The organism is Mesorhizobium sp. M0045 (assembly GCF_040323385.1).
Lineage (GTDB): Bacteria > Pseudomonadota > Alphaproteobacteria > Rhizobiales > Rhizobiaceae > Mesorhizobium.
In genome coordinates this window covers 50,300-69,236 of sequence record NZ_JAMYUY010000010.1, presented here as the reverse complement: position 1 = coordinate 69,236, position 18,937 = coordinate 50,300, and the positions used below count along the sequence as shown (strand labels likewise).

13 protein-coding genes and 2 pseudogenes are annotated in these 18,937 nt (G+C 58.1%); 11 read left to right on the top strand and 4 right to left on the bottom strand.

Annotated elements, in window-relative coordinates; genetic code table 11:
• Positions 1-15: 15 nt before the first annotated feature.
• Complete coding sequence (locus tag NKJ72_RS17420; RefSeq protein WP_352478539.1) at positions 16-252, bottom strand: hypothetical protein; 237 nt, start codon at positions 250-252, stop codon at positions 16-18.
• Positions 253-831: 579 nt separating this feature from the next.
• Between NKJ72_RS17420 and NKJ72_RS17415 the strand changes: the two genes are divergently transcribed.
• Genes NKJ72_RS17415 through NKJ72_RS17400 form a run of 4 tightly spaced genes read left to right on the top strand, consistent with a single transcriptional unit; the run spans position 832 to position 5,382 of the window.
• Positions 832-1,809, top strand: a complete 978-nt coding sequence (locus NKJ72_RS17415; protein WP_352478537.1) for an NAD-dependent epimerase/dehydratase family protein — start codon at positions 832-834, stop codon at positions 1,807-1,809.
• The gene (locus NKJ72_RS17410; RefSeq protein WP_352478756.1) at positions 1,809-3,731 is read left to right on the top strand and encodes an HAD-IIIA family hydrolase; all 1,923 of its coding nucleotides are present in this window, start codon (positions 1,809-1,811) and stop codon (positions 3,729-3,731) included. Before NKJ72_RS17415 ends, NKJ72_RS17410 begins: the two co-directional genes overlap by 1 nt.
• The gene (locus tag NKJ72_RS17405) at positions 3,728-4,729 is read left to right on the top strand and encodes a GHMP family kinase ATP-binding protein (RefSeq protein ID WP_352478535.1); all 1,002 of its coding nucleotides are present in this window, start codon (positions 3,728-3,730) and stop codon (positions 4,727-4,729) included. The genes NKJ72_RS17410 and NKJ72_RS17405 overlap by 4 nt, the downstream gene beginning before the upstream one ends.
• Positions 4,726-5,382, top strand: coding sequence for an SIS domain-containing protein (locus tag NKJ72_RS17400; protein WP_352478533.1), 657 nt, complete (start codon positions 4,726-4,728; stop codon positions 5,380-5,382). Before NKJ72_RS17405 ends, NKJ72_RS17400 begins: the two co-directional genes overlap by 4 nt.
• A 234-nt stretch (positions 5,383-5,616) precedes the next feature.
• Here NKJ72_RS17400 and NKJ72_RS17395 read toward each other — a convergent pair.
• A pseudogene (locus NKJ72_RS17395) lies at positions 5,617-5,814 on the bottom strand (transposase); the annotation flags it as partial.
• 697 nt (positions 5,815-6,511) lie between these two features.
• On the opposite strand from NKJ72_RS17395, the gene NKJ72_RS17390 reads away from it, so the two are divergent.
• The 6 genes from NKJ72_RS17390 (at position 6,512) to NKJ72_RS17365 (ending at position 15,890) form a co-directional block, all read left to right on the top strand.
• Positions 6,512-8,056, top strand: coding sequence for a family 16 glycosylhydrolase (locus NKJ72_RS17390; RefSeq protein ID WP_352478531.1), 1,545 nt, complete (start codon positions 6,512-6,514; stop codon positions 8,054-8,056).
• 1,001 nt (positions 8,057-9,057) lie between these two features.
• Positions 9,058-9,966, top strand: coding sequence for a metallophosphoesterase (locus NKJ72_RS17385; protein ID WP_502901858.1), 909 nt, complete (start codon positions 9,058-9,060; stop codon positions 9,964-9,966).
• Positions 9,967-11,170: 1,204 nt separating this feature from the next.
• Positions 11,171-13,540: a mannose-1-phosphate guanylyltransferase/mannose-6-phosphate isomerase gene (locus NKJ72_RS17380; protein ID WP_352478527.1), complete on the top strand. Its 2,370-nt coding sequence runs from the start codon at positions 11,171-11,173 to the stop codon at positions 13,538-13,540.
• Entirely contained in the window at positions 13,537-13,851 is a 315-nt protein-coding gene (locus tag NKJ72_RS17375) for a GYD domain-containing protein (protein ID WP_352478525.1), read from the top strand. The genes NKJ72_RS17380 and NKJ72_RS17375 overlap by 4 nt, the downstream gene beginning before the upstream one ends.
• Before the next feature lie 536 nt (positions 13,852-14,387).
• Positions 14,388-15,218 carry a PA3715 family protein gene (locus NKJ72_RS17370; protein ID WP_352478523.1) on the top strand — a complete coding sequence of 277 codons (831 nt, stop codon included), beginning with the start codon at positions 14,388-14,390 and terminating at the stop codon, positions 15,216-15,218.
• Between the two features lie 33 nt (positions 15,219-15,251).
• Positions 15,252-15,890: a class I SAM-dependent methyltransferase gene (locus NKJ72_RS17365; protein ID WP_352478522.1), complete on the top strand. Its 639-nt coding sequence runs from the start codon at positions 15,252-15,254 to the stop codon at positions 15,888-15,890.
• Between the two features lie 337 nt (positions 15,891-16,227).
• Here NKJ72_RS17365 and NKJ72_RS17360 read toward each other — a convergent pair whose 3' ends face one another.
• A complete protein-coding gene (locus NKJ72_RS17360; RefSeq protein ID WP_352478520.1) occupies positions 16,228-16,461 on the bottom strand; it encodes a DUF6429 family protein in 234 nt (77 codons plus the stop codon).
• 165 nt (positions 16,462-16,626) lie between these two features.
• Positions 16,627-16,811: pseudogene (locus NKJ72_RS17355) on the bottom strand (inositol monophosphatase family protein); the annotation flags it as partial.
• 325 nt (positions 16,812-17,136) lie between these two features.
• Here NKJ72_RS17355 and NKJ72_RS17350 point away from each other — a divergent pair.
• Positions 17,137-18,723, top strand: coding sequence for an adenylate/guanylate cyclase domain-containing protein (locus NKJ72_RS17350; RefSeq protein ID WP_352478518.1), 1,587 nt, complete (start codon positions 17,137-17,139; stop codon positions 18,721-18,723).
• The last annotated feature ends 214 nt before the right edge of the window (positions 18,724-18,937 follow it).

Genomic DNA, 18,937 nt, shown 5'->3' with positions numbered 1-18,937 from the left:
AGCCCCTGCGATCGATCATGGCAGCGGTTCGATCGGCACGGGTTCGTCGACCCGCACCGCGTGCGCGGGGTTATCGACGCGGAGGCAAATGAAATTGATGCGGCGCGCGCCCGACGCCTCCAGCTGAAGCGCCTCGCAAGTTGGGCGGTGAGCTTGTGCGATGGTCTCCGCGGCGCCGATCGGTTCCGCGAAGGCGCGACGGACTTCGATCATTTCCTGCTGGGCGGATCGACTCGATTGGCTTGCCGACATGGCCGGTCGCGAGCTCGACGAGCCAACCGGCTCACTGGACAGTGATACCAGCGACGAGATCCGTCACTGTTCGGGGGCCATCGCGACGGTCAAACCATCATCCGGTTCCGCATCCCATCGAATTCGCCGATCGCGCGGGCCGACAGATCACGCTGCACGATGCTCGATCCTCGACGACGATGTGGTACCAGGCAACAATTCGCGCTGAACGCCACGAGGTTGCTCCCAATGAGTCTTCTGGAGAGCCTGCGAATAGCCGCGCACGCTTCGCGGGATCAAGAGCGCCTTGGGATCGCCGTTGGCGTCGCCGCACAGGCGAGCGCGGTGCAATTCAGTCCAGATCAGCAAAATGGGGCTACCCCTGAGGAACGATCGCGGATCGGAGAAAACCATGCGATGAATTCAGAATGACGCATGAGACGCATGACCTTAACGACGAGCGCAGAGCTTAACGTCAAGCCCGGCCGAACTCCCGCGGTCAAGGCTTGTAAATGGAAGTTGTCATTGCACAATCTCGAGGACTTGAGGCGCCAAAGCTTGCGCACACGATGATAAGGGCAAATCCGATTGGGTGAACCGTTGGGTGAACCGCACGCTATTCTTGTATCGGGAGTTGCGGGCTTCGTAGGAAGCAAGCTCGCAAGGCTTTTTGTTGATCGTGGATATCCGGTCTTCGGCTTTGATAACCTGTCACGAGGTTCTCGGCAAAACCTAAGTGGCCTCCTTACACATGAGAGGTTCATTTTTGAGAAGGTGGATCTCTCAGACCCCGGTGCAGTGAGAAGCCGCTTTATGAATTGTCACAGTCGCATTCCGATTGCCGAAGTTTGGCACATGGCCGCCAATTCGGACATTGCTGCCGGAGTCGCCGATGCCTCTGTTGATTTACGCAATACCTTTCTATCCACGTTCAACGTGTTGAACGCTATGAAGGAGGCGGGGGTTCCGTTTCTAGCTTTCGCTTCCAGTTCAGCAGTATACGGCGATTTGGGGGAGGCTCCGATTAGAGAGGATGTCGGGCCGCTGCTGCCCGTTTCCAATTACGGTGCTATGAAGCTCGCATCGGAGGCGCTCATCAGCGCTGCCGTCGAGAACTGGCTAGCTCGGGCTTTGCTCTTTCGCTTTCCGAACGTGATCGGCGTTCCAGCAACACACGGTGTCATTCTAGATTTTGTGAGAAAGCTAAGGATCACGCCAAACAAGCTGAATGTTTTGGGGTCGGGGCGACAGCAGAAAGCCTATCTTCACGTCAATGATCTAATTAATGCAATTGTTTACTTGCGTGCGAACGCATCCGAGCGACTTGGCTATTACAATATCGGGCCCGGGGACAACGGGGTAACCGTTAGCTTTATAGCGGAGACGACCGTCGGGGCTGTCGCACCGGGCGCAAGCATCGAATATGGAGTTGAAGACCGCGGTTGGACGGGGGATGTGCCCCGATTTTCCTATGACATAGCAAAAATCAGTGCACTCGGTTGGCGGCCCCAGCTTGGTTCGGCTGATGCGGTTCGAAAAGCCGTCGTAGAAATCGCGCGACAGGAGGCACACCTGTGATGCAGGCGGTTGTACTTGCGGGCGGTCGAGGGACGCGGCTCAGGAGCCGGACAGGTGACTTGCCTAAGTCGCTGGTCAACGTTGGTGGCAGGCCACTTCTTGAGCATCAGATCCTCCTCGCCAAGCAACATGGTATCGAGAGTATCTTAATTCTGGTGAACCACGCTGCCGAGCAAATCGTGGAGTTTTGCAATCAGCGCGAGAATTGGGGGATTGACGTCCTTTGCGTAAATGACGGTGTGCCTCGCGGGACTGCTGGAGCAGTTCTGTCCGTTTTGGATCTGCTCGACGACGACTTCCTTACGATCTATGGCGACACGATGCTCGACATCGACCTCACCCGCTTCAAGTGCTTCCATGAAAAACACAAGGCAGCAGCCGCAACAGTTTTCACCCATCCGAATGATCACCCGCATGATTCCGATCTAATAGAAACGTCAGAAGACGGTATGGTTACCGCGTTCTATCCATATCCACACGATCCCGGTTGCTACTACCCCAACAAAGTCAGCGCCGCTCTTTATTATATTCGAAGACAAGCTTTATTCCGGTGGCGCGCAGCAGTAACTCCGCTCGACTTTGGCAAAGATCTTTTTCCTGAAATGCTTCGGGCCGGTATGAAAATTAGAAGCTACAACAGCCCTGAGTACATAAAGGACGCTGGGACCCCGGCCCGACTTGACAAGGTTTGCGCCGACTTTGAATCGGGCCGCATAGCTCGAGCTTCACTCACTTCTCCGCAGAAAGCAGTATTTTTGGACAGGGATGGGTGCATCAATGTTGACTATGGACACATCGATCGTCCCGAACGCTTCGAACTGATTGAGGGCGCTGCGGCCGCGATCGCTTGTCTCAACCGAGCCGAATACCGGGCAATTGTGGTCACTAACCAACCCGTGGTGGCCAGAGGCAATTGCTCTGCACGAGACTTGCGGATGATCCATAACAAGATGGAAACTGAGCTTGGCCGTTTTGGGGCTTTTGTTGATGCCATCTATTTCTGCCCGCACCATCCAGATCGCGGCTTTATCGGTGAGGTGGAAGAGCTGAAGATCCGCTGTGAATGCCGCAAGCCTTCTACTGGGTTGATTAATGAGGCGGTCGAGGCGTTCAATATCGATCGTAGCCAATCTTGGGTCATCGGCGATTCATCTACGGATATCGCTCTCGCAAAGCGGTCTGGCATCAGATCGATCCTAGTCGAGACTGGCGCGGGCGGGTTGGATAGCAAGTATCACGTCACGCCCGACTATACCGTCTCAGACTTGTTGGAGGCAGCTAAATTCATTCTCACCGTTCATCCACCTTTGATAAATTCAGCATCTGATCTGATCTCCCAGGTGAAGCCAGGTGATGTTTGTTTCGTAGGGGGCCTTTCCCGGAGCGGAAAGAGTTTTCTTTCCAGCGCTATCGCGGAGGTTCTTCGCGGGCGCGGCTTTCAGACGGAAATCGTTGCCCTTGATCGCTGGATACGGTCCGTCGCGGATCGCGAACCAAAAGTGGTAGGTCGCTCCAATTTGGACGAGATCAGGGGCGTTCTGAGCCGCTTGGTGGGAGTCCGCTCTCGCGAGACGCACGAACTGCCATTTCACGACAAGCTCAGGCGCATATCGCGTCCAAGATCGGAAAGGATCACCATTTCTCCGGAAACCGTCCTGGTCGTGGAAGGAACCGTCGCTCTTTGGCTGTCTGATGTGGTTTTAGGCGGTCGTGCACACACATTTTTCGTTGATATCGATGAGGAGGTGCGGATGTCCAGAGTAGCGCGAGAATACCTGCGGCAAGGTATGGATTGGGGCGCTGCAGCGAGTATTTACAGATCGCGCCAACAGGACGAGACACCGATCGTGTTGGCATCGCGGGCGCATGCCAAACATTGCGTCCAATTGCGGGCGATTGAGCTGACAGAGGCAGTTCAATGATCATTAGTCAGACGCCGTTTCGAGTCAGCTTTGTAGGAGGTGGTAGCGATCTTCCTGCCTTCTATCGGCAGGAAGGTGGCGCCGTCCTAAGCGTTGCTATCGACAAGTACGTCTACGTGAATGTGAACCGCAAGTTCGATAGTGGCACTCGAATCGCTTATTCCAAAACGGAAGAAGTAGATAGTGTTGAGCACATCCAGCATCCGATTGTAAAGGCGACGATGGGATATCTTGGGATCCCGGGAGGAATTGAGATAACCACTATTGCCGATATTCCATCGAAGGGAACAGGACTTGGATCATCAAGCACTTTTACCGTCGGCCTTCTGCATGCACTAAACGCGTTTCGTGGGCAGTATGTCTCCAAGGCAAGGCTCGGCGCTGATAGTTGCCGCATTGAGATCGAACTTTGTGGCGCTCCCATTGGAAAGCAAGACCAATACGCCGCCGCTTTCGGGGGGTTGAATCTTATCGAGTTTCACCCTGATGAAAGCGTCTCGGTGTCACCGCTCATATGCCCAGGTGATTTTATCGCTTCAATTGAGAAACAAGTTCTCATGTTTTACACCGGCATTACGCGCAGTGCTTCAGACATTCTCGTTCGGCAGTCAGAGGGCATCGCAAGAGCACCGGACAAGCGGAAAGCGCTCAGGCGGATGGTCGAACTCACGTATCACCTTCGTGATGAACTGCATCGATGCAACCTCGACGCCTTCGGCGAAATCCTCCATGAGAACTGGCTCTTGAAAAAGAGCCTCTCTGAAGAAATCACGAACGATGTAATCGATGGCTGGTACCGAACTGCGTTGCGGGCAGGTGCCACGGGCGGAAAGTTACTTGGAGCAGGTGCAGGAGGTTTTCTCATGTTCTTCGCGCCTCTCGATCGCCACGACGCAATCAAAGTAGCCCTCGGGGAGTTAAAGCATATCCCTGCAAAGTTCGACTTCGTCGGGAGTCGCATCGTTCATTATCAACCGACATGGGAGGCAACCCAATGAATGACTTCAGCGGCAGCGCTCAAGTATACTTCGAGAAGCTCGAGACCGTTCTGGCTTCATTAGACCACGAAAGCTTTGATAACGCAGTGGCCTTGGTCGCGCAGGCACAGGAAGACGGCAAGCAAATAATCACACTTGGAAATGGCGGCAGCTCACTGACAGCGCTACACTTTATAACGGACTGGAACAAGAGCATCTATCTCTCTACGAAGCGCCCGTTTCGTGGTCGGACTCTGATCGACAATGTGGGCCTTACATTTGCATACGCGAACGATGTTTCTTTCGAGGATGTATTCGTCGAACAGCTGAAGAACATCCTGAACGACGGCGACTTGGTCATTGCCATTTCGGGCAGCGGGAACTCGGAAAACGTCTTGCGCGCTGTTCGATACGCTAATGATCATGGCGCCGTGACGTTGGGGCTTTGTGGATACAGTGGAGGAGCACTCAAGCAGATCGTTCAACACGTGGTTTGGGCGAATGTGAATGACATGCAGCTAGCGGAAGATATACATTCTATGTTCGGGCATGTCGTTATGCAGCGTCTCTGTTTTGGAAGTTCACAAAAGTGGAGCGATTGGCGACAACGGCTCAGCGCTGCTGGAGGCCTCAATCCAAATCGAGCTGGCGCCGAGACGGCTTGGCAACCCTGATCGAGAACAAGCCATGCCGCCAGTTGGACGAACGCGGCCAATTTGTAGGTGGGTCAACCTTGCCTTGAAGAAGACGATGCGGCGAAAGAGCAGGCCGCGCGGTTCGCGGACGCCGCAAGGTGGAGCTTTGGCGCCTGGTTGTCCTCGATGTCGATAACCATCTCCACGCGCGGCAGATGGGGTGGCAGCGCGCCCCGGTTCGCTCGGCGCTTTGCGACGCGCAGCTCGGCGCCAGGCAAACAGTTGCTGCGGGGAAAGCGCATATCGGCGAGCTACAGCACAAACCGTCTCACCAGCCTCGTAGCTCTCCGCAATGATCCGCGCCTTCTCCTCTGGAGGCCACTCGCGTCGCCGGCCGGAGCCCGTGAACACGTCGAACCGGCTCACCGGCTCCAAATCGTTCGACTTAAGCGTAAGCTCTGAAATCGTCATATGTCGAAGCCCTCAAAGGCTCCGAACATCGTCCTTCACGCCGATCCCCGAAAGGTGCCGTCGGAACATCGCTTTCAACATTTCAGCCGACGGACACGGTTTTCGTAGGCCGTCCGGAAGGCTGTTGCGGTGCGGCCGTTCGACACACTACCTACATTAGAAGGTGTTAATAAGTTATCGCCTAGCCTCATTCTCGCCGCAAATGGCAGGTTGGGTTATGTACATCATCCTCGAATGATCAATTAACACAGGTACAAAGCCCTGTGTGAATAAATTATGAATGGAAATACCTGAGTTTTACTTTGGTTACGCGGGTCGAATGAAAACAAAAGAACGCAATGAGCTGATGGGCTACGGTGCTTATACTATAGGACAAGCTCGGCGGTACGTCCGCCGAACCAGTGCTCACTTCAATCCGGCTGCGGCTGGGACCGTTGAACACCCTGCGGGCGTCGGCAGCGACACCGTATATGGTTTCAAGGAGGAGGGCCTGATGAGCATTCCCGTTGACAAAACTCACCTTCGATGGCGAGCTCAACGTTAAGCTCGCTCGACAATATGTCTGGGGCGAGGACTTCCAAATCTCCGCTAATTTGAAATCCGTTCGCGGTGCCTAGCTGCGAGCATGCTCATGTCGCGCGCCTCGGCGATGCGCGGCAGTAGAAATCCCTGTTTTCACCTCAAAGAGGATCACCGAATGGCACTTTCCACACCTGCAGGCTTTGCCTCTAGCGACTTGGTCTACCAGGAGGACTTCTCCGGTACGGCGCTCGACAGCAATTGGCACACCTACATCACCAGCAATGCCGCCAACGGGTGGCCATGGAATACCAATGGGTCGGGAGGAAGCACACCGGGCGGCCCATATAATGCCGACTATGATATGCCGAGCCAAGTGTCCGTGAGCAACGGGACCTTGGATCTGACGGCGATCCAACAGCCCATCAGCGGCATGAATCAGGGGACGGAGCAAACATTCCCGATCACGTCCGGCGCTGTCAGCAGTTACGGCAACTTCGAATTCAACGGCGGTTACCTTCAGATCAGCATGCAGGCGCCGAGTGGCGACGGCGCATGGCCAGGCCTCTGGATGATGCCCGGCCAAGGCGCGGGCAGCAGCGGCGACAATTTCGAGATCGATATACAGGAGGGTGGATTTACCGGTTCGGGGCCCACAGACCACAATTTCGCCTGGCACCTCCACGGGCCGTCAGGGGCGACCGGTGGCGTCGTCGACAGCGGCGTCGACCTCACAGCGGGCTTCCACACGTACGGCATCAACTGGGTGCCCGGTGAATCGATCACCTGGTATCTGGACGGGAAGCAGATGGCGCAAGTGACCAGCGCACAGGCAGTGATCCCGGATGAACCGATGGAATTGATGATGAACAATGGGGTCGCGAATTCGAACGCGACTGGATGGCATTCGGCTCTCGACAGCTCGACCCCATCGTCAATGCAGATGCAGATCGACGAGGTGCAGCTCTATCAAAAAACAGGTAGCGGCGACACTGTCACGGGCGCGAACGTCACTCTCCCAGCCACTGGCACGACCGGGACCGATACCGGGACTAGCCCAACTTCCGGCAGCACCAGCGATGGCACCTTGTACGGCACCAGCGGCGCCGATGTATTGCATGGAACCAGTGGCCACACGATGATCGGCTATGGCGGCAACGACACTTACTATGTCGACAATGCCAACGAGAAAGTGGTTGAGGCAGTGGGCGGCGGCAACGACAGTGTGATCGCCTCGGTGAGCTATGCGCTTTCGGCCGGCTCGGAGATCGAGCATCTCGCCACCAACAACCCGTCCGACACGAAGGCGATGACCCTCACCGGCAACGAGTTCGCCCAGACCATCCAGGGCAATGCCGGCAACAATGTCATCAACGGCGGGCTCGGCGCCGATGTCTTGACCGGTTACGGAGGCCACGATGCCTTCTCGTTCAATACTGCTCTTGGAGCAGGCAATGTCGATAAGATCACCGACTTCAAACGCTCCCAGGACACGTTCCATCTCAGCGATACCGTTTTTGCCGGGCTTCAGCCGGGAGGGCTTCCATCCAAAGCTTTCTTTGTTGGTGCAGCCGCGCATGACAGTTCCGATCATATCATCTACAACAGTGAAACTGGCGCGCTCTCGTTCGACAGTGACGGGGCCGGCGGCGCATCTCAAATACAGTTCGCCACCCTTTCCCCACATCTCTCGCTCGCCGCAGCCTCATTCTATGTGACCTGAGGGAGCGTGGACTGCCGTGGCCAAACAAGGACTGGATAAACAGGACCTCAAAGCCATGATCCCGAACCGAAGTCGGCGGAGCAAAAGGCGGGAGCCCGGTTTCGGAGAAAATCCGCTCTAAAAGAGATGGGGTTCCATCCCGATGCCATCGGGATGGAACAATAGGCTCTAGTTGTGAGCTTTCTGTAGGTTGTCCATTCGGACCGAACCGAGGAGACTGGAGCTACCAAGCTTCGGCTCCCAATGAACATCCCAGACTGGCACGCGCAGCATCATCAGCTACTTTCCCTCGCCACTGATACGCTACAAGCAGGAACACTGCGAGAGCGGTAAGAAGCCGGTTTGCAGCCGACGAAAGTTTGCCCTCCGGTTCAACTCGAGAGCGCCGCAATCTTGTCGAGGCGCAGCCGAAGCATGCGATACGTCAAAGGCGGAAAGCGGTCGGCTCGAAACTGGATGACTAAAGCCGGTTGTGGAAGGTCGAACTGAAACACTCGCTCGCGAGACAGGACTCGCGCTCCACATTGCATCACGATCCGACGGGCACATCGACCTGGAGCAACATCGAACGGCCCTGTTCTGCCGCATCACGCAAACCTGCGCGGACGGCGCCCTCCTCGATCGCGTGGCCCCGGTCGAGCTGATCGCAGTCACGACAACCAATGGGCCCGAAGTTGGGCGCTCGGTCTATTCCGTGACCGACGAAAAAAGCGATCAAGTGAACGATGCCGAGATGGAGGCGCTCGCCATCCAAGGCGACGCATTCATCAGTAATGGAACTACACCATCTGCTCGAGATCAGTGGCCAATCGGAGCAGTTCCGGGTCCTAGTCTAGCCCGAGCTCCCTCCCCTGCGCAATAAAGACCAAATGCTTGCAGGTGACACCGATTTGGGAGACTATTGACCCCGCGAAGCCTCTCACGCGGTTGAGGGGCTCAGGCTGCCGCTGCTGAATTCGTGATCTCTAAAGCCGACCTCGCTTTGCTGGGAAATACAAGTGCTGACGTCGCGGCGGTCATTCCTGAAGCTCTTTGGCGCCGTGTCCCTCGCGGCATTCGGTCTGGCAAGTTATGCCATCGCGATTGAGCCTCGGTTTCGACTGCGTGTCACTCGCTACAAGCTCCTTCCGCCGCGCTGGCCGACGACTGCCAAGCCCCTGCGCATCGTCGTGGTCGCTGACATCCACGCCTGCGAGCCTTGGATGCCGGTTTCCAGGATCGACGAGATCGTTTGTGTTTCGAATAGCTTGCAGCCCGACATCATCCTTCTCCTTGGCGACTATGTGATGGGCGTGTCGCCGCGCTATGCCACCGCGATCGTGCCCGACACTGTTTGGGGCAATTCACTTTCGAAACTTACCGCGCCACTCGGCTGCCACGCCATTCTCGGCAACCACGATTGGTGGCACGGTGTCGATAGCGTCCGCGCAGCCCTGGTCGACAATGGCATTCCGGTCCTCGAGAACACCGCCACGCTTATCCGTCAGCAGGATGGCCCAGCATTCTGGCTCGCGGGTCTTGGCGACCAGTGGGCCATGCAGTTTTCTCGCGGCGTGTACAAGGGCGTCGACGATCTGCCTGGAACGATGGCCGCAATACCCGACGACGGCAATCCCATATTGCTCCTTGCGCATGAACCGGACATCTTCATTACTGTCCCTGACCGTGTCAGCCTGACGTTATGCGGCCATACACATGGCGGACAGGTGCGCTTGCCACTCATCGGCCCCCCCATCAGCAATTCAGCCTACGGACAGCGCTTCGCCTATGGGCATGTCGTCGAGGGTGGGCGGCACATGATCGTATCCGGGGGTTTGGGCGTATCGTGGCTGCCGGTGCGCTTCGGCGTGTCGCCGGAGATCATAGTCGTAGATATCGGCCCGAAAAACTCTCGTCCTGTCGACGAATGACACCTGCTGACGTGCCGTCCGCGGACCGTTCCGCGTGAGGGTATTGATGGTCGTGTACATGCGGTCGGGGTTTCGCCGTGTTCCTATCGCCCTTCAATACGAACGCGGCACAGTCCATCATCCTTTCTCCGGACGGGCGGAGTTCGGCGGATAGCTCTCCACCAGAAGGTCTTTAAAAGCTGAGCCAGGCGTCCAAAGTCCAAACACCTTTCTTCGACATTGGAAGGGAAACCTGAATGCGGTCAGCGGCATCTTGCACCATCCTTGTTGTTGGCGCCCGAGCAGACGCATCTTGGCGAATGCAAATGGCATGCTTGCATGAGACCTTCTTTCGGCCATCGGCGGGCATACTCCTATTGGATCAGGCGGCGCCAACCAGCGTTTTAGGACTACTCCAATTCCTGAAGGGGCCTGCGCCCGGCAGCGTGCTAGAACTGTGCGCGCAATAGCGGATCGAAACCGTGCCTCTGGACATACTCGGCCAAGCTAGGCCGAACACATTCGTCCTTGAAAGCAGTGCTCTCATCAAAGCCACTGACTTTCGGGACTACAACGCGCGCAGGTGGTTCGGCCATCCAGACCGGGAGAAAAAGCCCGAACTCAACCTAGTGGGCGTGCAGGCAATGGGCATGGCGCTTCGCACATTGATCGGCCGAATAGGTGAAGTTTCCTACACCAGCACTGGTCACTACTTCCGTAGCCGCCATCAACAGGCGCGTTGCCAAACTCGTCGATGCCATAGCTGGCTTCGACAAGTCGGGGCATTTCTCCCTCAAGCCGCCGATCGGGCGCGGCTAGGACGACGGCTGTCCACGGCGATGGCCGTTTGCGAGATGCCCGACCGCAGCTTGGGCAAGACACTCGCGGACCTTTACCGCGATCTGACGCAGACCTTCAGCACCCCGCCCAGCTGCCCAGAGGAGGTAAAATACGGCGTGGTCGCGATAGTTGCCGAGGAATTCACGCAAGACGGGATCGAGTTCGCCGGCCAGGCGCTGGCCAATCTCGTCCCCGTGAATGGGGGCGTGTCGTTGCCCAGACGGCACGTGAACTCTGGTCAGGGCCTTGGTGAACAAGCCGGAAATTGTTGTCGTCGGGGAGGCCCAGTCTCGTGACGTCGCGAAATGTTCGGGGCTCTCGATGCCGTGCGGCGCCGCAATCAGAGGTCGGAGCCTACAACCAGACATTTTGAGAGGACTGGACCATGCGGGGGCGGATCGTAAGTTTTGTCATGAGCGGGGGCATCGGGTCACGGCTGTGGCCGCTGTCGCGCGAAGACAATCCCAAGCAATTCCACGACCTTTCCGGCGACGGCTCCATGCTCGCGAAGACTGTCCGACGCCTCAAGGCGCGGTCGGACGGCGAGACGCCGATCTATCTGATAGCCTCCGAACGGCATGCCGACCGCGTTATCTCGGACATCGGTCCGCTCGGCCTGAACGGCGGCAGCCCGATTTTCGAACCCGTCGGCCGCAATACCGCCGCTGCGGTGGCCATAGCCACCTTGCACACGATCTCCGAATATGGCGGGGACGCGCTTGTGCTCGTGGTCCCCTCCGACCATCAGATATCGACCGAAACGCAATTCTGGGAAACCGTCGAGGCGGGCATGCCTGCCGCCGATTCAGGAAGCACTGTTGTATTCGGCATCAAGCCGACCCATCCCGAAACCGGGTACGGTTACATCGAGGTTGCGGCAACCGGTGACGGCGTGGCCGCCGTTTCACACTTTGTCGAAAAGCCCAATGCCGAGACGGCCCGCAAATATGTGGCTTCGGGAACATTCTACTGGAACGCCGGCATCTTCCTGTTTCGTGCCGACACGATGCGAAAGGCATTTCTCGACTTCCGGCCAGACATCTGGGACGCCGCGGAACGGGCCTATAAGGCCGCACGGACCGACGTCTCGGGCATCTACCTGCCCCAGGACTTCTATTCGGCTGTCCCATCGACGTCGATCGACTACGCAGTCATGGAGCATGCACGCGGTATTGCGATGGTTACGGCTTCCTTCCGCTGGAACGACCTTGGATCGTGGCAATCGCTGCTCGAAGCCAGCCCGACGGACCGCGACGGCAATGTCGTAATGGGCGACGTTGTCGCCATGGATTGCGGCAACTCCTATCTCCGGAGCCAGGGCAGACTGCTGACAGTCATCGGAATGAAAAATGTGGCGGTGGTGACGACACCAGACGCGGTATTCGTCGCGCCTGTCAGCCACAGCCAGAACGTGAAGAAGGTCGTCGAACAACTCGAGAAGAGCGGACGCCTTGAAACGAAGTTCACGGGGTCGGACGACCGGGTCATCATCAGCGGGTCATGGCGCAAGCGGGTCGAACATTGGCTCTTCAACGAAACCTTGCCGCTGTGGTCCACTGCGGGTGTCGACGATACGTATGGCGGCTTCCACGAGGCGCTCGGTTTTGATGCAAGGCCGCTGGGCAAACCCAAGCGCATGCGCACGATGGCTCGCCAGATTTACGCGTTCGCGGTGGCCAAAGAACGCGGCTGGGTTGGACCGGCCGACAAGCTCATCGACCATGGCATCCAGTTCATCGCAAGACACGGCCGCACCAATCGCGGTGGCTGGGTGCGCACCCTTAATTCCGACGGCAGCGTGGCTGACCCGACGGAGGACGCCTACGACCATTCCTGCGTGCTCCTGGCGCTTGCCCATGCTCACCGATGCGGCCATCAGGATGCCCTGCAGCTGGCACAAGAGACGTTCCATTTCATCGACACCCATCTCGAGGACGTGAGCCTGAACGGTTTCCTCGAGACCCCCGGCTGGAAGGGGGTGCGGTTCTCGAACCCGCACATGCACATGCTGGAATCGTTCCTTGCCTGGCATGGCGTCACCGGCGAGCGTGCATATCTCCGTCGGGCGGCACGCGTCGTCGATCTCTTCCGGTGCCATTTCTTCGACCAGGAGAGCTGGACGCTTGGGGAACATTTCGACGTCGACTGGCTACCGTTGCCGGGAGACGAGGGGCAGTGGACCGAACCAGGGCACCATTTCGAATGGGCTTCGCTCCTCGTCGAGTTCGCGCGGGCAAGCGGGCAGAAAGACTTGGCAGCCTACGCCAGGAAGCTCTATTCGTCGGCGATCGCCAGCGGATTGAACCGGGCCACGGGCTTGGCTTATGCAGCCGTGTCGCGGCAGGGAATTCCCTTCGACCGGCTCTCCCGCAGCTGGCCGCAATGCGAAGCCGTCAAAGCGGCCGTCGCCCTAGACGGCATCGGCGGGCCTGATCTGAAACCCGAGATCGAAGCTCGGGTCGCCCGCCTCTTCAAATGGCATATCGATCCCGCACCGCTTGGCTTGTGGATCGACAGGATTGACGAGCGCGGAAGGTCACTAGCAACGGAGGTTCCCGCGAGCATTTTCTACCACCTCGTGACGGCCCTGATGCAGTATTTGGACAAGACCGCAGGGCACGTCGAACCTTTCCCGCTGCCAGCTTTGGATACGAGCAAGAGCGTTGCGATGCAGGGCTACGGCTGCCCAACTGTTGCCCCGTGGGTCAAACGATCAATAACGAAACCAGTACAAGATCGGGAGGAATACCCATGAAAGTGACGATCCTGGGAAACTATCCGCCCCATGCCTACAAGGGACTGATACAAGGCTCAGACCGAGAAGCTGCAATCAAGGCGGTTTTGGAAAGCGTTGGTGGCAAGGTGTCCCGTATGATGTTTACTCGCGGCGCCTATGATATTGTCATCAATGCTGAGGTTCCGGACCAGGCCGATGGGATGGACCTAGCACTGGCGGTGCGGTCAAACGGCTGGATAAAGGACCTCGTTGTCCTCGAAGAACTCGACATGAATGCGGTGCTCGCAGCTGCCAAAAAGGCTGCCGGCGTTTACAAGCTCACCGGATGATTGGACTGGCTGCACATTGAAGGCAGCACGGTTGCGATTGAACGCGCCGTGCTGCCAAGTCTCAAGGAAAGTCAAGCTGGGGTTTCGGAAAGCCGAAGCAGGCGCGGCATTGGTTCTGCTTCAATGCCGCGCCGACAGCCAACGCGCCCGGCTCAGGGGTCAGAAACGGAGGTCATGCCGAGTTAATTTTGGAATGTACTCCCTAGAAGGTGCGCTTGACGGATCGGCGAGGTCCGGTTTTGGAGCGGTTTGTTGTCGGAGCGCTTCTTTATCTAATCGGAGCGCGACAAGGCAATCGAGATCACTTTGTCAGTATCTGTTTCAGGTAGCTCGAACAGCATTGGCAAAAATTGGCCGCTCGGGCGGCGTTCTCATGATCACCGTCCCTAAGGGAGCTCGGATTTTAAACGTTCCAGGATACCTATGGTCCTGACGCAGCGGGTGGAGCTAGCCGTCACTTGCCTACACACTGTGCGCCGCCACCAATCTCGCGTAGAAGGGCCTGGCCGAGCCCGGCCCTGCGACGCGAGAACTCCATGCGAATAGTGTTGCCTGTTCTGTTGCTCGGCGCCGCCCTCGCCAGCCTGTCGCCCGCCCGGGCAACGGCCGGCGATTGCGGCGATGCCGCCGCCCTGGTGCGGCAGGCCTATCCCAAGGCCCAAAAGAGCGCCGACGGCGCGTCGTTCACGCTTGTACCCCATACGAGCATCGCCTCAACGCTCCCGGCCAGCGATGCGCCATTCGGCCTCGCCTGCAAGATCTGGCCGGCTCATGACGACCTGCTTTTGGTCGCGGTACCCCTGATCGACAGTGCTAACGGCGACCACCTGCATGTCGGCGACATCGAGCTACTGGTGGTCGATAGAAAGAGCCTGCGGGTGCGCCAGCGCCTGCTCCAGCCTGGACTGATGACCGATGATGCCATCGCGAACCGTAAGGTGGAATTCGACACCGGCCGCTATGCACTGGCCCCTGAGGTCACCGCCTTCGGCCTGCGCATCGAAATGGCAAACCATTCGCAGGCTACTCCCTTCACTGAAACCGACCTGCGGCTCTATGCCGTCGCCAGCGATGCGCTGCGCTTGGTGCTCGACGGCCTCGTGGTGGCCGGCTCTGGCGGCGATAGCGATGCCAGTTGCGCCGGATCCTTTCATTCCAGCCAGGTCAGCCTGGCGATGAGCCCGGCGCGCCACCACGGCTATCGAGACATCATTGCGGTCGAGCGGTCGACTACCGACAATCCCTCCCCCGACCAGAATGGCGAATGCCGGTCCCATCCCGGCAAGCCTGTGAAGCGGACCTACCGGCTGCGCTATGACGGCAGCCGCTACGCGGTTCCCGCGGCACTCAAGGTGATGGGCTTGTGACGCCGCCGCACACGTCCCTGCCTTGGTTCGTCAATGGGATCAATTCCAGTTGAAAGGGTATCGACCGTTAATTCTCTCGTGGTAGGAGGCGCTCAAGGGGGCTCTTCCAAAGGAGCTGATGATTTGTGGTGGTCAAGATTCAAAAGGGGTTTTGCAGGAACGTGGGACGACAGACTTGACGGGCTATTCTCCGCAAAGGTCGACTACGCCGGAAAATCCATTCTCGATGTTGGCTGCAATATGGGTGTTGTCGCCTATGAGATATCCAAGCTGAAACCCAGTTCGATCCATGGGATCGACATTGCCAAGCCGCATATCGAGACTGCAAAGATGTTGTTGAGCGGCTCCCCGGTACATGCCCGGTTCGATCGCCTGAATCTTGGCAGCCGGCGCCTCGGCAATATCCTTCTACCGAAATACGATATCGTTCTGCTGCTGGCCGTCTATCAGCACATGCAGCGCAACATCGGCCCAGGCAAGGCGCGAAGGGTGCTTTCCAATATTGTGAGGCGCACCTCAAACGTCGTTGCCCGCGTTCCGCGTGGAACGGATGGCGAATTCATCGAAACGCTTTCTGACGAGGGTTTCCAGGTCAAGAGCACTCACACATCGCCCCTTGGTAGTCATGTGCTCGTGCTTGAGAAACCTGCCTTCGGAAATCCGCAGCCATAGAGATTTCGCATCGCCAGTGGCAATCTGCCCCACTAACATCCCATGTGTCAGCAGCGGCACAGACCCGCTGCTGGCTGCAACTCAGCGCGTTGGGCGCCCGATTCGCCGGGAGAGCATCTCGCGGCTGGACTTCGCGCCAATGCCGTTGACGTTTGAGGGTCGCGGCTGCGCTGTTCTCTGCCACCGCCTTGACAGACAGGATGCCCCGTTGGCGTAGGTGACGAATTTGGCCGCCATGGCGAGAGCATCGCCGTCCCGCCTGGGGTCAGCGCGCCGCCGGTGCCGAAATTCAGCCATGTGCGCTATCAGCTCGCAGGGGCCCGTCCAGCGCTCTGGCTCAGGGCGCCGGGCGAGTGAACAGGGTTCGGAATAGCTCCTCAGCACGCCGCAGTCCTTCATCTGTCAGAACCACTGACTTCGCCTTGTTTGCCGGATTCGCGATCAGCCCTTTCTGGCGCAAGCGATCCAGAGCATTCCAATCCAACCCCTTCCAGGCGCGCCTCTCTTCATGCAGCGTCAGCCAAAGCAGGCCCATAACGGCATCGTCGATCTTGTCGGTGTCGATCTCCATGCAAGCAGTTTAACACGCGAAAGCGCCGCTGCCACGGTCCACACCGTAGGGTTATTCCTCGCGCAACGGTTCGACTGAAAATAAATGTTTCACCTAGGCGTCGCATGCGCGACGGCGTCATTTGGAGGGGACGAGCCGGGATGGGATCCGAGTTCATCATGGTGGCTAAGCGCCGTGGCAACCCTTGCCGCTGGCAATGAAATGCGGATTGGCGAAATCCTCATCGTCGCTCCGGTTGCGCTGCAGGCGAGCGGCTGACCGTCCAGCGTACGCGTCATGCCGCCGGCAGCGCGCAGTACCGAGTCACCCGCCGCAGGGTCCCATTCCATAGTGCGGCGGAAGCGCGGATACTTTGCGGGACGCTTTCTTTTCCGACGTGCTCTCTCCATCCGCAGAAGTCTCAATCTTGCCAGACGTGAATTTTTGACCCCTGAGCGGTTATCGCGGAGCGCATTCCGGGCCACAGCCGACTTTGCGACATCCCCTTCACTGGCACTGCCGTCTAGCGCCAGAAAGCGAAATCCGCTGTGAGGGCCGGGGCTTAGCAGCAACCGCTCAAGGTCGGTCCGAAGTTGCAGGGCTGACGTGTTTTCATCGAACCAAGACTGACTCTGGTACCGTGCCGGGACTGAATGAGCTATAGTTCTGATACTGTGACGGCCGGGCGCTTGCACAATGGCTGGACTGGGTGAACAGATTGCGCGTCAGCAGCGCACCATGGGACCGCTCCTGGTGGCGGCAGTGGTCATCGGCCTTATCGGTCTGCCCGTCGCAGCCTGGCTCGACCTCCGAGACCTATCGGAACGGATGCTGCGCAGGCAAGCCAGCGAAATCAGCCGCATCATCGACGAAATGCGGGGATTCTACGGCAGCGACGTCGTGGGACGCGTGCTGCAGGCAGACGGCGCCGTGACTGCGACGCACAACTACCGGGACGTGCCAGGTGCGATCCCTATTCCAGCAACCCTCTCGATCGAACTCGGCAAGCGCATCAGCGCTCACGACGGCTCGGTCAAATATCGGTTCGTCTCGGATCTGCCTTTCAAAGGTCGCGCGCCCCACCAGCTCGATGCGTTCGAGCGGGATGCAATCCTGGCTTTGCGCGCCAACCCGAAGGAGCCAATCATCGAAGTCTCGGGCTCACTGTTTGACCGGCAGGTCCGCGCCGCGGCCCCTGTCATAATGGGACAAGTCTGCGTGACCTGCCATAACTCACACCCGGATAGCCCCAAGACGGACTGGAAGGTCGGGGATGTCCGAGGGATCCAGGAGATATCAGTCAATCAGCCTATTGCTGCGAACGTGCTGACCTTCAAGTATCTGCTTCTATATTTCGGTTTCGCGGCGGCGGCGGGCCTGACGTTCATTCTCCTGCAGCGTCGGCAGTCCGCGTTGATTCAAGGCATGAACAAGGAGCTTTCGGAGGCAAACGACTTCCTGGCCGCGATCTCATTGAAGATCGCCAAATACCTTTCGCCTCAAATTTACAAAAGCATCTTCAGCGGCCAGAAGGACGTCACCATCGCGACCGAGCGCAAGAAGCTCACGATCTTTTTCTCCGACGTCAAGGATTTCACCGCGATCGTGGAACGTCTCCAGCCCGAGGACCTGACGCTTCTCCTCAACGAGTACTTCACCGAGATGTCAACGATCGCGCTCAAACACGGCGGCACCGTCGACAAGTTCATCGGCGACGCGCTTCTTGTGTTCTTCGGAGACCCCGAGACGCAAGGTGTCGAGGAAGACGCGAGAGCCTGCTTGCGCATGGCTGTCGACATGCAGCGTCGGCTGGAGCAGTTGAACAGAGTGTGGCATGACCGCGGAGTTGAACGGCCCTTCCGAGCTCGCATGGGCATCAACACAGGCTATTGCAATGTTGGGAACTTCGGTTCCGATGATCGGATGGACTACACGATCATTGGAGCTGAGGCGAACTTGGCGGCCCGTCTGCAGTCGATTGCCGAGCCCGGCGGCATCTGCCTCAGCTATGAGACTTACGCGCTCGTGCGCGACCTTGTCCGGGCGCGTCCATTAGCACCGATTGCCATGAAGGGGATCAGCCGGGAGGTTGTCCCCTACGAGGTCGAGGGCCTCCTGGGTGAACTCGCACAACGCCCTCAGGTCATCAGCGAGCACACGACTGGCCTCGACTTGTTCCTTGATGTTGAGGCAATCGACGAGAATGCGGTCGAGCGGGCGAAGAAACGACTTTCGGAGGCGCTCCTGGCCTTATCCATCCGAAGCAAGCCCGCCGCATTTTAGGTTCTTGAACCGTGATGCAATCTGGACCGTGGAACGGGCAACCTGGCATTGTTTCGTGACAGTCGGCTAAACCGTCGTACTAATGGGGAGCGCGACAAGCCGGTGAGCGACGCTTGCGCCCTGCGTCGCGAGACTGTGCCACTCACGCAGCCTCGATGTCGGTCTGCGGAAAGTCGGCGCCTTTGAACATTAATGGCTGGTCAAAATGCCGGGC